Raw genomic sequence first — 13,716 nt, 5'->3', positions numbered from 1 at the left:
GATTGATAAATCCCACTTGTTCAAGTACAGGAAAAACTCCGATACTCTATCCTTTTAACGGCGGAACCCGGGTTGCCTACTACAATGTTCAACATACCTCTCGCAAGCCCATTCTGTATATCTTATCGTACCGGGCTCACACCTTACCCCAGCTCTCTGAACGTATCAAATATACATACTCTTCTTGCTCATCGATTTCATCTATTGAAGTTACTTGTGATTATAAATTATATTTTTATAGTTGTAAAGTACAATTTACTCATTATCCTATATGAACTCTTCTCTCTAATTCTTGTAAAAACAATTCTCTTTTTTGTTCATTTTGAACATATATCGACTTCAATACCTCTTGCAACAATATATTTTTCTCTCTTTTCTCTATTTGTAATTCTTTCACCTTTATTCTAACTTCGTATAAAAAATCAAGATACGATTCATACGTCTCATCATATTTATTTGCGATATCATCTCGAATTTTTTTTGCAAGTTTTGGGCTCGCTCCGCCAGTAGAAACAGCCACATTCAGTAATCCACGATGAATCGCTGCCGGAAAATGAACATTACCACTTTCCGGATTCGTAATAACATTTACTAATTGATTCTCTGCGACATCTTCAGCAATTTGTTCATTCAATACAGCATCACTACTCGCTGCAACAACTAAAAAGGCGTCTTTAATATCACTTTTTTCATACTCCCTTTGATACCAACGAATTTTCTTTTCTTCTACAAGTTTCACTAAATTTGCATCCAATTCAGGACTTACCACGACTATATCTGCACCTTGTTTGAGTAAAGGAATAATTTTGAATCCCGCGACTTTCCCTCCACCAATGACAACAACACGTTTCTTCTCAACTCGCACTGTAAGTGGATACATATTGATCTCCCTTCAATAATTTCTTCGTTTTCTGAATTAACATATACTGAAACGCTTCATTCTTCCCTAAATATGGACTTATTTTTATCTCATCTAGCTCATATTGGCGTACTTCTTTTTCAATATGCTTCATAAGCAAACCTGTAAATAACAAGTAAGGCAGTACAACGATATTCTTTTCTTTTCGTTCTACAACTTCCTTTAACTTCTCCTCAAATTTCGGCTCGGCAGCTGCTAAATAACAAACTTCTACTTTTTTAATTTTCTCTTCCATTTGAAATAAAGAAGCGATCCAGTTTATATCTTTTAGTACTTCAGGATCACTGCTCCCTCTTGCAACGAGAAGTAACGTCACTTCATTCTTATCTTCCTGTTCAATGCCACTTCCGCTATACACCGATTTAACAAGTGTTTCTGATACACCAAACGGATTACCATAGGTCACTTTAACATTCAAAAATTGATTAGTTAACTTTTCCAATTCAAACGGGATATCTTTTTTCACATGACCTGCCGCTAATAAAAAAACGGGAATAACAATAATCTCTGTAGCACCACGCTTCACACATGTACGGAACCCTTCATCAATAGTTGGACTCGCTAACTCTAAAAAACAAATTTCTTGAATACTTGCCTCTACACGGTTCATACATGACGTAATAAATGCAACCGCTTCTTCTTTCGCTGCTTTCAAGCGACTTCCATGACATATATATAAGATGGCTTTCATTTTATAACACTCCACTTACTTGATACGTACTTTCTGTCTGTTTCTCAAACCAATGAATTTTTTCTCTAAAACGGACGACTTCTCCAATTACAATCATGCTTGGATTTTGAATTTGTTCTTTTTTCGCAACATCTACAATTGTTCCTAACGTCCCAACAACTGTGCGCTGCATAGATGTCGTTCCCCGCTCAATAATAGCAGCAGGCGTACTTTTATCTTTTCCATGCTTTATCAGTTGTTCACATATGTAGGGTAAATTGCTAACCCCCATATATACAGCTAAAGTCTCTACACCTTTCGCTAAATTTTCCCACTTCACTTCCTCTTCAGCATCTTCTTTTCTATGCCCTGTCACAATAGCAAAACTTGCACTTGCATCACGATGTGTCACTGGAATGCCTGCATAAGCAGGAGCAGCTATTCCAGCTGAAATACCAGGAACAATTTCAAATGGTACACCTTGCTTTGCTAACGCTTCAGCTTCTTCTCCCCCTCTACCAAACACAAATGGATCGCCTCCCTTAAGCCTCGTTACAACTTTTCCTTTTTTCGCATATTTAATAAGAAACGTGTTAATTGTCTCTTGCTTCATCGTGTGATAATTTGGTAGTTTTCCGCAATAAATTAAATCGGCTCCAGGCTTTGCATAGGAAAGCAACTCTTTATTTACGAGACGGTCGTATAAAATAACATCTGCCTTCTCAATACATTTCAACCCTTTTACAGTAATTAAGTCTGGATCACCAGGGCCCGCTCCAACGATATATACTTTTCCCATCATCTCTCCTCATTTCTACTATTAAAGTGAAACTTCCATCCTTATATATGAATGGAAGTTTTCATTTCTTCATATTTCAATGTTCCTTACTCATGAATAACAAAAGCCGCACTTTTTCGAATCTTCTTTTTTTCAAATAAAGCAATCTCCTTTACCTCTGGTAACGGTAAAAAATGTTTTTCAAGCTCAATCTCCGCCATCTTAAATGCCTGTTCTTCACTTTCAGCAACAACAACAATTGGAACAATGCTATTTACTAATACCGCTTCAAATCGATATAAATCCATATTGCCCCTCCTAAGACGCTATTACTTCTTCTAACACGTTATTTAACACTATTTGTAATGTCTCTACACCAACACGTCCTACAAAATCATAAAACGTTTCAGCTGGTAATTTATTTTCTTTGAAATAACTTATAAATGATGCGAGTACATCAGATAGATCCTCGCCATCTATTTTTCCTTTTAACTTTTGATTATAAGCACCACCATCTAACAACGTTCCACCTACATATATTTCAAAAGCTTCAACAATTCCTTTTTCCTTCGTTTTCATTTTTACACCTTGCAATCCAATATCAGCAATTTGACGTTGACCACATGAATTCGGGCATCCTACCATATGAATACGAACCGGAACATCGAGCGCAATTTGCGTATCTAAGTATTCGGCAATTTTTCGTAATCTTTCTTTCGTTTCTACTAAAGCAAGATTGCAATATTCAATACCAGTACAGGATACTGCGTGACCAATAAACGATTTCGGATTTGCTGATATCGCTTCAAACAACGGCTCATTTAGTAAGCCTGTTACATTTTCTGGCGGAACATTCGGAATAATGAAGTTTTGCGAATTACATGTACGAATTTGTCCATTTCCATATTGTTTTGCAATTCTTGCAATCTCAAACATTTCTTCTGCATGTAGACGCCCTACCGGCACATTAAAACCTACATATTTTAGTCCATCTTGTTTTTGATCTTGGACACCATAAAAGTATCCCGCATTCCAGCCTTTGAGAGCACTTTCCCCTTTACTTTGTAATGGTCCTGTATACTCTATTAGTTTCTCTTTAAACTTTTCTGCTCCCCAGTCTGCAACAAGAAATTTCAAACGAGCTAAATGACGTTTTTCACGATATCCAAAATCACGGAATATCGTAGCAATCGCAATCGCTACCACTTTGACTTCTTCTGGTAAAACGAATACATCTAATTCATCAGCTAAATACGGACGGGCTGATAACCCACCGCCTACTTTTATATGAAAACCAACTTTTTTCTCACCATCTATCTCTTTCGTTGCAGGTGTAAATGCAACACAGTTAATCTCTGCGTTTGCTGAATTATAAATGTTAGAACTAATAGACATTTTGAATTTACGTGGTAAGTTAGAAAACTCTTCATTATGTTGGAAATAATCATATACCTCTTTTACAATACCAGTGGTATCAAATAGTTCATTTGCATCAATGCCAGCAAGTGGATTCCCTGTAATATTACGCGTTATATCACCACACGCCCCAGCTGAAGATAACCCAACTCTTGCTAATCTTTTAAAAATATCTGGAATTTGATGAATTTCTAACCAATGAAACTGAATCGCCTGTCTTGTCGTAATATCTATTACGTCACGTCCATAATCCTCAGCGATAGAAGCAAGCACTTCTGCCTGTGCATTCGTAATAATGCCAGAAGGAATATTTACACGCATCATAAAATAACCAGCTTCTTTCGGTCTTTGCAAATACAACCCTGCCCATTTGAATGCGTCCCACTCTTCTTTCGGAATAGATTCGAAGCCATTCTCTGCATAGTAAGGAATATCATTAAAGATTTCCAATCCATCTTTTTTTAATTTATTTTTCTCAGTTTGATTTAATTTTTCATTGTTAGCCCATACTTTTTCATAACTCATTTTTTATCCCCCTATATAAAACTACGCTCTTGTAAGTACTTCACGATTTGTTCTGCACATTCTTCAATAGAATACTTGTGCGTTTGTACAATTAATTCCGCTTTCTCTGGTTCCTCATACGGTGAATCGATACCTGTAAAGTCTTTAATATCACCTTTTCTTGCTTTTTTATAAAGCCCTTTCGGATCACGTTTCTCACACTCTTCAATTGGACATTTTACAAACACTTCTATAAATTCATCTGCAGCTAATAGATCTCTAACTTGTTTTCGGTCTACTCGAAACGGTGAAATAAACGCTGTAAGAACAACAGTCCCTTGATCTACAAATAGCTTCGCCACTTCGCCAATCCGTCTTATATTTTCCATACGATCACTTTCAGAAAAACCTAAGTCTTTATTTAAACCGTGGCGTATATTATCTCCATCAAGTACATAGTTTCCAATATTCTTTTCAAATAGTTTACGAGCAACCGCGTTCGCTACTGTAGATTTACCCGAAGCTGATAAACCAGTAAACCAAATTACAAAACTATGATGCCCATTCTTCACTCTTCTCTCATCTTTTGAAACAGAAGTTGTATGCCAAGTAATATTCGTATCCATTTCATTCTCTCCCTATTCTGTTACTACTTCTTTTTTCAAACCTTTAATTAGTACCTCTACTACCTCTTTACGACTAAATGTACTTGGCGGAATCTCACCGTTTCTTAATAGTTCTCTTACTTTCGTACCCGATAAAATAACATGATCTTCTTTTCCGTGCGGGCATGTTTTCGTCGAAGCCATCGCTTCACATTTCGTACAGTAAAAACTATGTTCAAAAAATAACGGTGTAATCCCTAACTCTTCCACTGTAAAGTTTGTAAAAATTTCTTGTGCTTCATAAGTTCCGTAATAATCTCCTACCCCAGCATGATCGCGCCCTACGATAAAGTGGGTACATCCAAAATTCTTTCTAACTAATGCATGGAATATTGCTTCCCTCGGTCCTGCGTAACGCATTGCCGCAGGAAATACACTTAAAAAGACACGATCTTTCGGATAATAGTTTTGAAGTAATACTTCATAGCTTTCCATCCTTACATCAGCTGGAATATCATCCGACTTCGTTTCCCCAACGAGCGGATTTAAAAAGAGTCCATCTACAATTTCAAGAGCAGATTTTTGAATATATTCATGGGCACGATGCACCGGGTTCCTCGTTTGAAATCCTACTACTGTTTTCCAACCACGTTTTTTAAATTCTTCTCTCGTTTCAATTGGGTCTAAATGATAAGAAGGAAACGGATTATTTTCAAAGCGTTTCGTCAGTACAATAGCTCCTCCGACGTAAACGTTCGGTCTTTCGTATAATTTTTTCACTCCAGGATGAGCCTCATCCGTCGTTTTATACACTAGTAACGCTTCTTTTTCCTTATCAGGCACAAAAATATCTTCTATTTGAATGACACCATATACATTTCCACCGTTAACAAGTTTTACTTCCTCTCCAACTTTTAGCGTCTCTGCTACTTCTTCTGTTACTGGTAATGTAATGGGTATACTCCAAACGCTCCCATTAGCTAAACGAAGCGTTTCTACAACCGAATCATAATCTTTCTTTCCTAAAAAACCAGTAAGCGGGCTATATCCCCCTGTCGCTAATAGTTCTAAATCACTTAACGCAATGTTATCTAGCCCAATTTCTTTTTCAATTTGTAATACGTCATATGTCTCGTCTACACGGTTTACTAATTCGTTTACTGTACTCATGTTCTATATCCCCTCTTAGTTTTATTTCAAGATTCATCTTATTGATAATGAAGACCACATTCAGTTTTCACTTTCCCAGCCCATCTACCATCTCTTGAATCGCCACCCTCTCCTACAGGCAACGTACACTTCTCACACCCAATACTTGGATATCCAATATCATGTAATGGGTTATACGGCAAGCTATGCTTGTATACATATCGCCATACCTCTTTCCACGTCCAATGAATGAGCGGACAAACTTTAATAGATTGAAAGCGATGATCTTGATTTATAAACTTTGTATGCTTACGCGTTTCTGATTGTTCCCTCCTCAACCCCGATATCCACGCTTTTTCATTCGCTAATGATTCTTCTAATGGTAAAATTTTCCTAATATTACAACAAAGGTTAGGATTGCTTTCCCATAGCTTGTTACCATGCAAGTTGGCTTGTTCATCAAGTGTAAGTTTTGGCTGTTTTTCTATAATATTTAATGAAGGAAATCGTTCCCGCACTTTTTGAATTAATTCATACGTTTCTTGAAAATGTACGTTAGTATCTAAAAAAACAACTTTAGCAGATGGATTTACTTGGTTAATAAGATGCAGCAGTACCATCCCTTCCACTCCGAAGCTACATGCGTATACAATTTCACTTTTATATTCTTTATAAGCCCAACTTAATGCAGATAACGCGCCTTTCGTTTCATCTTCTTCTGAAAATGAAACATCATTTTCTTCCCACGTTTCATACGTCAACATGTTTTTTCCCCCTGTAAAAGCAAAAAGACGGTTTTAACCTAATAAAATAGGTTAAAACCGCCTCTAGTTTTTCTAGTCAGCGCTTTTTACTTTAAACGTACTTTTTCACTTCTCTCTAATTGAATGACTTTTCCATCTTGCACAACAATTGTAATTGAACCATATTTCATATCAGCAAGCATCGCTTCAATTTTCTCAGATACTTCCTCAAAATGTTCCCGTACACTCACGCGAACAGCCCCCCTTTTTATTCATAAAAAAAATCTTTCCCATTTCGAAAAGACTGTTCGGTAATATATTTTACCTTATCTTTCAAAATGGATTCCATTTTGCTGGATTTAGCACCTTGCTTTCTATAAGCAGGTTGCCGAGCTTCGCCGGGCCAGTTCCCTCCGCTTCTCTTGATAAGCTTTGTATTTGTATTTTATCATAATTCTGATTTTTTTCAATCCTAGTTTTCCGATATATTTTAATTATTTTATTTTACAAAAAAGGAATTGCCCATCCGAACAACTCCTTTTTCCTCATTTAAACAAGTTCTTTAATACGTATGCGATCGTTCCCAATAATATTTTCATATGTTTCGCGCTCTACAACAATTTGTGATGTACCGCCTTTCACGAAGACGACAGCTGGTCTACGAATCCGATTATAATTATTCGCCATCGAGTACCCGTATGCCCCTGTACAAGAAATCGCTAGTAAATCGGCAGAGGCAACTTTCGGTAAAGTAATATCCCAAATTAACATATCTCCACTCTCACAGCATTTCCCTGCAATCGAAACAACTTCCTCGTTCTCATCATTCCCTCGATTCGCTAACATCGCTTCATAACGAGCGTTATATAAAGCAGGTCTTAAATTATCAGTCATCCCACCATCCACTGATACATATTTCCGAATACCCGGAATGTCCTTCACAGATCCGACTGTATAAAGTGTCGTTCCAGCATCACCTACAATGCTACGACCTGGTTCAACCCATATTTCCGGTAGTGGATATTCACATACTGTAAATTGTTCTCTCACCGCACTTGTTACAGCTCGCACATATGTCTCAAGAGTTAATGGTGTATCTGATTCTGTATAGCGTATTCCGAATCCTCCGCCCACATTTAGCACTTTTACTACATAGTTTGTTCGCTCTCTCAATTCTTCTAAAAATTGATGAAGAACTTCAATCGCTCGCACAAAGCCAGCCGTTTCAAATATTTGTGATCCGATATGTGAATGAATTCCTAACACGTTATAATTTGATTTTTGTAAAGCAAGCTCAATTGCCTGCATCGCTTGACCATTTGACACGCCAAATCCAAATTTTGAATCATCTTGACCTGTTGTAATATATTCATGTGTGTGCGCCTCTACTCCGGGCGTTACACGAATTAATATGTTCACAAATTTCCCATGTTGCACTGCTAAATCATGCAAAATTTCTAATTCTAAGAAGTTATCTACGACAAAACAACCAATATTCGCCTGAAGAGCCATCACAATTTCTTCATCTGTTTTGTTATTGCCATGAAAATGAATGCGCGATGCAGGAAATCCTGCTTGTAGTGCAGTATATAATTCTCCTCCAGAAACAACATCTAATGACATATTCTCTTCACGAGCTACTCGGCACATCTCCATGCACAAGAACGCCTTGCTTGCATATGCTACTTGATAAGAGAACCCACTTTCTTTAAAAGCACGATGAAACGCGCGGCACTTTCCTCGAATTGACTCTTCATCGTATACATAAAGTGGTGTTCCATATTGTTTTGCTAGCTGCGTCGTGTCGCACCCTCCAATTTCTAAGTGTCCTTGCCCATTGATTCGGCTTGTGCCGTGTAAATACATTTGAATTCCTCCCTTATTTCCTCTAAAACTCATAACCCCAATCTTCTATTCATTGCAGCACGCTTTTAGATAGACAAAAAACGCGCGGAACAATGTTCACACGCGTTTCTTATTAGGAAAAATATATATTGAAAAAATAAACGAGTTGTTATCTCCTCAAAATAAGAAACCGCATCAACATCTCCAAATAGCTCTCCATAAAATAAATCTTATGACAGTACTACATTTATTCAATGCAGTCCCAATATATGAATAAGATGGTTATTCTTATATTTCGGCAATAGTCCCTTTCAACCTATGATCACAGATTCCATTAAATCTCCCATAGCTTACTCTTTCCTATCGCGGCCTCTACCTTTGAGAGTAGATGAGGTAAGTCTATTTAATTTTCAAACATCTAATTGTTGCTATTAACAATACCAAAGGACCATTTTATTTGTCAAACAATTTTTTATATTGCTTTTTGACAGTTTAGTTTCGTATCGTTTGGTAAGCGCTTTACTGAAACCTTTGTCACTTCCCATTCACCTTCTTCGTTATTAAATGTAATCGTTACCTTCTCAAATGGTGGCGCAATTTTCCCTGCAACACGTTCATACTTAGTCACTTCAATACTCGCTTGAAATAAATATGTACCGCTATACACTTTTTTTAAACTAATAATTTTCGGGCATTGATAAGGCTTCAAGCTCCCATATTGTTTTTCGATTGCTTTATTTATTTTCGGAAATAACACAGAATAAAGGGCATCTTCCATAAGAGGTGCATCATACTCTGCTACCGACACACTTGGTGAAGCAAAAAGTATAACACTACTGCATACTATAAAATATAATAATTTTCGCATTATAACCTCCGTATTGTTACACGATTCTTTCCGCGCACGATAATAATCATACATAGAAACTCCATTTTATTGTCTCCTACTGCCCTTTTTCTACTCAATTGTTATAAAAAAGTCCACAACTCTCTTTTATTTTCGTATAATGATACTCATAGTATAATAAACATAATAATAAAGGACTGTTCGTATATATAAAATGAGGCGCTAATCAAATAGGCCCACAAGAACCGTCATGCTTTTTAGGAGAGGAGTATATTATGCTACAACGTCTGTTTCCAAAACTGCGATTCGCACTCGTTGCAGTCGTTTTATTATGGATAAAAACATATATTGTGTACAAGCTAGCGTTTGATATTAAAATTGATAATTTCTTTGAAGAATTTATGCTTTTTATGAATCCACTAGCTGCGTTACTTTTATTTTTCGGTTTTGCATTATTTGCATCTAAACACCGAAATCGCATTATAGTTGGAATTAGTTTTATACTGTCATTCATTTTATTTGGAAATGCAATGTTTTATGGGTTTTATAACGATTTCGTTACGTTCCCAGTATTATTTCAAACAAATAATATGGCTGACTTAGGGACGAGTATAAAAGAACTCTTTACGTATAAAACATTACTGTTATTCGCAGATGCGATCATCTTAATGTTTCTTTCGCGTAAATTCCCATCATTTTGCGACAAAACGCCGCTTTCTCGCTCTGAGAAGAGAACTTTCTTTAGCGGTGTAACAGCTCTATTAGCACTACAAATTGTTGTTTCTGTTATTTATAAACCACAAATGTTCTCACGCTCATTCGATCGTCAAACTGTCGTGAAAAATTTAGGTTTATACACATATCATCTATTTGATATTACACTGCAATCAAAATCTTCAGCTGAACGTGTATTTGCAAGTGGGGACGGGTTCTCTGAAATTAAAAACTATACAGACTCAAAAGATAAGCAAGTTGATAAGAACTTATTTGGATCTGCAAAAGGTAAAAATGTCATTTTGATTTCAATGGAATCTACACAAAGTTTTGTTATTAATAAAAAAATAAATGGAAAAGAAATTACTCCATTTTTAAACGAATTTATTAAAGATAGTTTTTATTTCGATAACTTTTATCATCAAACAGGACAAGGTAAAACTTCTGATGCTGAATTTATCGTTGAAAATTCACTTTATCCGTTAGACCGCGGTTCTGTATTCTTTACTCACGCAACAAATGAATATACAGCTACACCAGAACAATTAAAGAAATACGGATATTCTTCTGCTGTCTTCCATTCAAATGATAAAGCGTTTTGGAATCGTGATGTAATGTATCCTGCACTTGGATATGATCGTTACTTTAATTTAAATGATTACGTAGGCACAGAACAAATGTCAGTCGGTTGGGGATTAAAGGATAAGGAGTTCTTTGAACAATCTATTCCAAAGTTAAAATCCTTACCACAGCCGTTCTATACAAAATTCATTACTTTAACAAATCATTTTCCATTTCTTCTAAATCCAGAAGATCAATATGTTGATGAGTTTAATTCGGAAAGTGGCGTTGTAAACCGTTACTTCCCAACCGTTCGTTATACGGATGAAGCTCTTAAACAATTTATTAAACAATTAAAAGCAGAAGGACTGTATGACAACTCTGTTATTGTCATTTACGGAGATCATTACGGTATTTCTGAAAACCATAACGCAGCTATGGCTCAGTTCCTTGGGAAAGACGCTATTACACCATTTGATTCTATGCAATTACAACGCGTCCCTCTCATTATTCATGTACCTGGTCAAGAAGGAAAAGTCATTTCTAAAGTGTCTGGTCAAATTGATATTAAACCAACGCTATTTCATTTACTTGGTATTAAAACAAATAAATCAGTTGAATTTGGAACTGACTTATTTATTAAAGAAGAAGATCCACTTATGGTAATGCGTGATGGTAGCTTCGTTTCGGAAGATTATGTGTATACAAAAAATATGTGCTATAAACGAAACACAGGTGAAGAAGCAGACATCTCATTATGTCAACCGAATATTGAAAAAGCAAAAACAGAATTGAAACTTTCCGACAAACTCATTTATGGAGATTTGTTACGTTTCGATCCTAACAATCGGTATAAAACTGGAACTATGATAACGAACTTTGAATAATACAAGAAGAGGCTGTCCCAAAAAGTGCTTTTTAGCCAAAATCGAATAAAAAGTGAAGGGCAGAAATGTTAATTTTATAACGTTTCTGCCTTTTCAATTTCATGTGATCTTACTTCGAAAGAGACTTATGAGACAGCCCCTTCTTTTTTCACTTATTTTTCAAATCATTCTGATATGAAATCTTTCACAAATTGGGAATTTCTTTCGTGTGAAGAAGAAATTTATGGTATGATAAAATAAGTAAACTTTCATACACTAATTAAGAATTTATTACAGAAAGCAAGGGATCAGATTTTGTATAGAGCAGCTATTCCAAACTTATTTACGCTCGGAAATTTATATAGTGGATTCTTGTCAATCGGCTATGCATCTTTAGGATATTATAAATCAGCTGCTATTTTAGTACTTATCGGGATGATGTTAGATAGTCTTGATGGGCGTGTTGCTCGTTTATTACGTGTTGATTCACAAATGGGAAAAGAGCTTGACTCGCTTGCGGATGTCGTAACATTTGGTGCAGCACCTGCTGTTCTCATGTATTACACATCTTTCTCTAATTATGGAATCATCGGACTATACATAGCGGGGCTATTCCCTCTTTTCGGAGCATATCGTTTAGCACGATTTAATGTAACACCATCTTCTACTTCAATGAAATATTTCACTGGGGTACCGATTACAGCAGCGGGAGGGCTTGTTGCTTTCTTAACATTATTTTCACATACCATTCCAAAAATCGTTCTTATTACAGTATTTGTAACGTTCGCATTTTTAATGGTGAGCCGCATTCGTATCCCAAGTTTAAAAGATGTACCAATTCCACGATATAGCATCATTATTACACTATTTTTAGTGGGCATCATTATCACAATGTACCAAACAGGGTTCGGTAATTTTTCTGTTTTCTTATTCATTGCTATTCCACTATATATTTTGTACATGCTATCTCAATTCCTTAGACAAAGACCATCAAAAAGAGCAAATAAAGAAAAATAAAAAGAAACCTTCCGGAATCGGAAGGTTTCTTTTTATTTTGTAACGAATACTTTTTGATTGACAGGCGTTACAGCTTCTTCGCCATTTAATACAGCTAAAATATTTCTTACCGCCGTTTCGGCCATCGCATCACGCGTTTCGAATGTTGCATTTCCTACGTGAGGAGCAAGTACCACATTCTTTAATCCTTTTAGCTCTTCAGTAATTTTCGGCTCAAATTCAAACACGTCAAGCGCTGCCCCTTCAATTTCATTCGTTTTTAATGCATGAGCAAGTGCCGCTTCATGCATAATTGGTCCACGTGAAGCATTTATAATATAAGCTGTTTTCTTCATCATTTTAAACTGTTCTTCATCAATCATATGATGCAATTTCCGATTATACGCACAGTTAATTGTAATAAAGTCTGCTGTTTGTAATAACTCTTCCAATGTTACATATGTTGCTTCCAGTTCACTTTCAGCTTCAGGCTTTCGATTTGGTCCTGTATATAAAACATTCATTCCAAACGCTTTCGCACGCTTTGCAACTGCCTTTCCGATTTCTCCAAGGCCGATAATTCCAATTGTCTTACCATGTACTTCGCGGCCTAAGAAAAATAACGGTGCCCATCCGTTAAATCCAGTTGTACGACATAACGTATCACCTTCAGGAATTCTACGTGCAGCTGCCAAAAGAAGTGCAAATGTTAGTTCTGCAGTAGCTTCCGTTGATACTTTCGGTGTATTCGTTACCGCAATCCCTTTTTTTTCGGCATATGAGTAATCAATATTATCGTAACCAGCACCGTAGTTTGCAACAATCTTCAAATTAGGTGCCGCATCAATCACTTCTTTTGTCACCTTTGTAGAAAGTAGGCTTAACAATGCATCTTTGTCTTTTACACGCTCTGTTAATTCATCTAAAGAAATTAACTCCTCTTTATCGTACATTTCTACATCATGATCCTTTAATAGTTCTAATCCGATTGCTGGAATTTTCCCTGCTACTAATATTTTTGCCACTACTAACACCTCTTCTATAGAAAATAAGATCTCTCTTATCTTTCATTGTAAGAAATCCACATATAAAAACCAAGGAAT

The 13,716-nt window shown here is 36.2% G+C and carries 14 protein-coding genes, 2 riboswitches and 1 other annotated feature (1 of these 17 running past the window's edge); of the genes, 2 read left to right on the top strand and 12 right to left on the bottom strand.

Going from position 1 to position 13,716, the window contains the following annotated elements:
• Nucleotides 1-201, bottom strand: a binding site (T-box leader) (it extends 48 nt beyond the left edge of the window).
• Between the two features lie 61 nt (nt 202-262).
• The 11 genes from NLJ82_RS07415 to NLJ82_RS07365 all read right to left on the bottom strand — a co-directional run bounded on the left by NLJ82_RS07415 (nt 263) and on the right by NLJ82_RS07365 (nt 9,551).
• Entirely contained in the window at nt 263-880 is a 618-nt protein-coding gene (locus tag NLJ82_RS07415) for an NAD(P)-binding protein (protein WP_000283343.1), read from the bottom strand.
• Complete coding sequence (locus NLJ82_RS07410) at nt 855-1,610, bottom strand: sirohydrochlorin chelatase (protein ID WP_000644365.1); 756 nt, start codon at nt 1,608-1,610, stop codon at nt 855-857. Before NLJ82_RS07410 ends, NLJ82_RS07415 begins: the two co-directional genes overlap by 26 nt.
• A gap of 1 nt (nt 1,611) precedes the next feature.
• Entirely contained in the window at nt 1,612-2,388 is a 777-nt protein-coding gene (cobA, locus tag NLJ82_RS07405; protein ID WP_000521284.1) for a uroporphyrinogen-III C-methyltransferase, read from the bottom strand.
• An 86-nt stretch (nt 2,389-2,474) separates the two neighbouring features.
• Entirely contained in the window at nt 2,475-2,675 is a 201-nt protein-coding gene (locus tag NLJ82_RS07400; RefSeq protein WP_000366912.1) for a DUF3906 family protein, read from the bottom strand.
• 10 nt (nt 2,676-2,685) lie between these two features.
• A complete protein-coding gene (locus NLJ82_RS07395) occupies nt 2,686-4,308 on the bottom strand; it encodes a nitrite/sulfite reductase (RefSeq protein ID WP_000119636.1) in 1,623 nt (540 codons plus the stop codon).
• An 11-nt stretch (nt 4,309-4,319) separates the two neighbouring features.
• On the bottom strand, nt 4,320-4,913 hold the full coding sequence (gene cysC, locus NLJ82_RS07390; RefSeq protein WP_000380526.1) for an adenylyl-sulfate kinase: 594 nt from the start codon (nt 4,911-4,913) through the stop codon (nt 4,320-4,322).
• A 12-nt stretch (nt 4,914-4,925) separates the two neighbouring features.
• On the bottom strand, nt 4,926-6,062 hold the full coding sequence (gene sat / locus NLJ82_RS07385) for a sulfate adenylyltransferase (protein ID WP_000108788.1): 1,137 nt from the start codon (nt 6,060-6,062) through the stop codon (nt 4,926-4,928).
• 38 nt (nt 6,063-6,100) lie between these two features.
• On the bottom strand, nt 6,101-6,805 hold the full coding sequence (locus NLJ82_RS07380; protein ID WP_000958984.1) for a phosphoadenylyl-sulfate reductase: 705 nt from the start codon (nt 6,803-6,805) through the stop codon (nt 6,101-6,103).
• Nucleotides 6,806-6,891: 86 nt separating this feature from the next.
• Entirely contained in the window at nt 6,892-7,035 is a 144-nt protein-coding gene (locus NLJ82_RS07375) for a YezD family protein (RefSeq protein ID WP_000116162.1), read from the bottom strand.
• A 72-nt stretch (nt 7,036-7,107) separates the two neighbouring features.
• Nucleotides 7,108-7,216: riboswitch (SAM riboswitch) on the bottom strand.
• Nucleotides 7,217-7,333: 117 nt separating this feature from the next.
• Nucleotides 7,334-8,650, bottom strand: coding sequence for a diaminopimelate decarboxylase (gene lysA / locus NLJ82_RS07370; RefSeq protein WP_000280635.1), 1,317 nt, complete (start codon nt 8,648-8,650; stop codon nt 7,334-7,336).
• A 180-nt stretch (nt 8,651-8,830) separates the two neighbouring features.
• A riboswitch (Lysine riboswitch) is annotated at nt 8,831-9,012 on the bottom strand.
• A gap of 89 nt (nt 9,013-9,101) precedes the next feature.
• The gene (locus NLJ82_RS07365; protein WP_002091837.1) at nt 9,102-9,551 is read right to left on the bottom strand and encodes a DUF3888 domain-containing protein; all 450 of its coding nucleotides are present in this window, start codon (nt 9,549-9,551) and stop codon (nt 9,102-9,104) included.
• A 200-nt stretch (nt 9,552-9,751) separates the two neighbouring features.
• On the opposite strand from NLJ82_RS07365, the gene NLJ82_RS07360 reads away from it, so the two are divergent.
• Entirely contained in the window at nt 9,752-11,638 is a 1,887-nt protein-coding gene (locus tag NLJ82_RS07360) for an LTA synthase family protein (RefSeq protein WP_000941732.1), read from the top strand.
• Between the two features lie 294 nt (nt 11,639-11,932).
• The gene (gene pssA / locus NLJ82_RS07355) at nt 11,933-12,634 is read left to right on the top strand and encodes a CDP-diacylglycerol--serine O-phosphatidyltransferase (protein WP_000285422.1); all 702 of its coding nucleotides are present in this window, start codon (nt 11,933-11,935) and stop codon (nt 12,632-12,634) included.
• 32 nt (nt 12,635-12,666) lie between these two features.
• On the opposite strand, the gene NLJ82_RS07350 is transcribed toward pssA, so the two are convergent.
• Nucleotides 12,667-13,638 carry an NAD(P)-dependent oxidoreductase gene (locus NLJ82_RS07350; protein WP_001062824.1) on the bottom strand — a complete coding sequence of 324 codons (972 nt, stop codon included), beginning with the start codon at nt 13,636-13,638 and terminating at the stop codon, nt 12,667-12,669.
• Between the last annotated feature and the right edge of the window lie 78 nt (nt 13,639-13,716).

The organism is Bacillus paranthracis (assembly GCF_024296885.1).
GTDB classification, from domain to species: domain Bacteria; phylum Bacillota; class Bacilli; order Bacillales; family Bacillaceae_G; genus Bacillus_A; species Bacillus_A paranthracis.
The sequence above is the reverse complement of the archived record's forward strand: the minus strand, read 5'-3'. Positions and strand labels throughout refer to the sequence as shown.

Excerpts from the sequence above, each read along its gene's own strand:
- NLJ82_RS07415 (WP_000283343.1), bottom strand. The coding sequence starts at position 880 with ATGTATCCACTTACAGTGCGAGTTGAGAAGAAACGTGTTGTTGTCATT.
- NLJ82_RS07410 (WP_000644365.1), bottom strand. The coding sequence starts at position 1,610 with ATGAAAGCCATCTTATATATATGTCATGGAAGTCGCTTGAAAGCAGCG.
- cobA (WP_000521284.1), bottom strand. The coding sequence starts at position 2,388 with ATGGGAAAAGTATATATCGTTGGAGCGGGCCCTGGTGATCCAGACTTA.
- NLJ82_RS07400 (WP_000366912.1), bottom strand. The coding sequence starts at position 2,675 with ATGGATTTATATCGATTTGAAGCGGTATTAGTAAATAGCATTGTTCCA.
- NLJ82_RS07395 (WP_000119636.1), bottom strand. The coding sequence starts at position 4,308 with ATGAGTTATGAAAAAGTATGGGCTAACAATGAAAAATTAAATCAAACT.
- cysC (WP_000380526.1), bottom strand. The coding sequence starts at position 4,913 with ATGGATACGAATATTACTTGGCATACAACTTCTGTTTCAAAAGATGAG.
- sat (WP_000108788.1), bottom strand. The coding sequence starts at position 6,062 with ATGAGTACAGTAAACGAATTAGTAAACCGTGTAGACGAGACATATGAC.
- NLJ82_RS07380 (WP_000958984.1), bottom strand. The coding sequence starts at position 6,805 with ATGTTGACGTATGAAACGTGGGAAGAAAATGATGTTTCATTTTCAGAA.
- lysA (WP_000280635.1), bottom strand. The coding sequence starts at position 8,650 with ATGTATTTACACGGCACAAGCCGAATCAATGGGCAAGGACACTTAGAA.
- NLJ82_RS07365 (WP_002091837.1), bottom strand. The coding sequence starts at position 9,551 with ATGTATGATTATTATCGTGCGCGGAAAGAATCGTGTAACAATACGGAG.
- NLJ82_RS07360 (WP_000941732.1), top strand. The coding sequence starts at position 9,752 with ATGCTACAACGTCTGTTTCCAAAACTGCGATTCGCACTCGTTGCAGTC.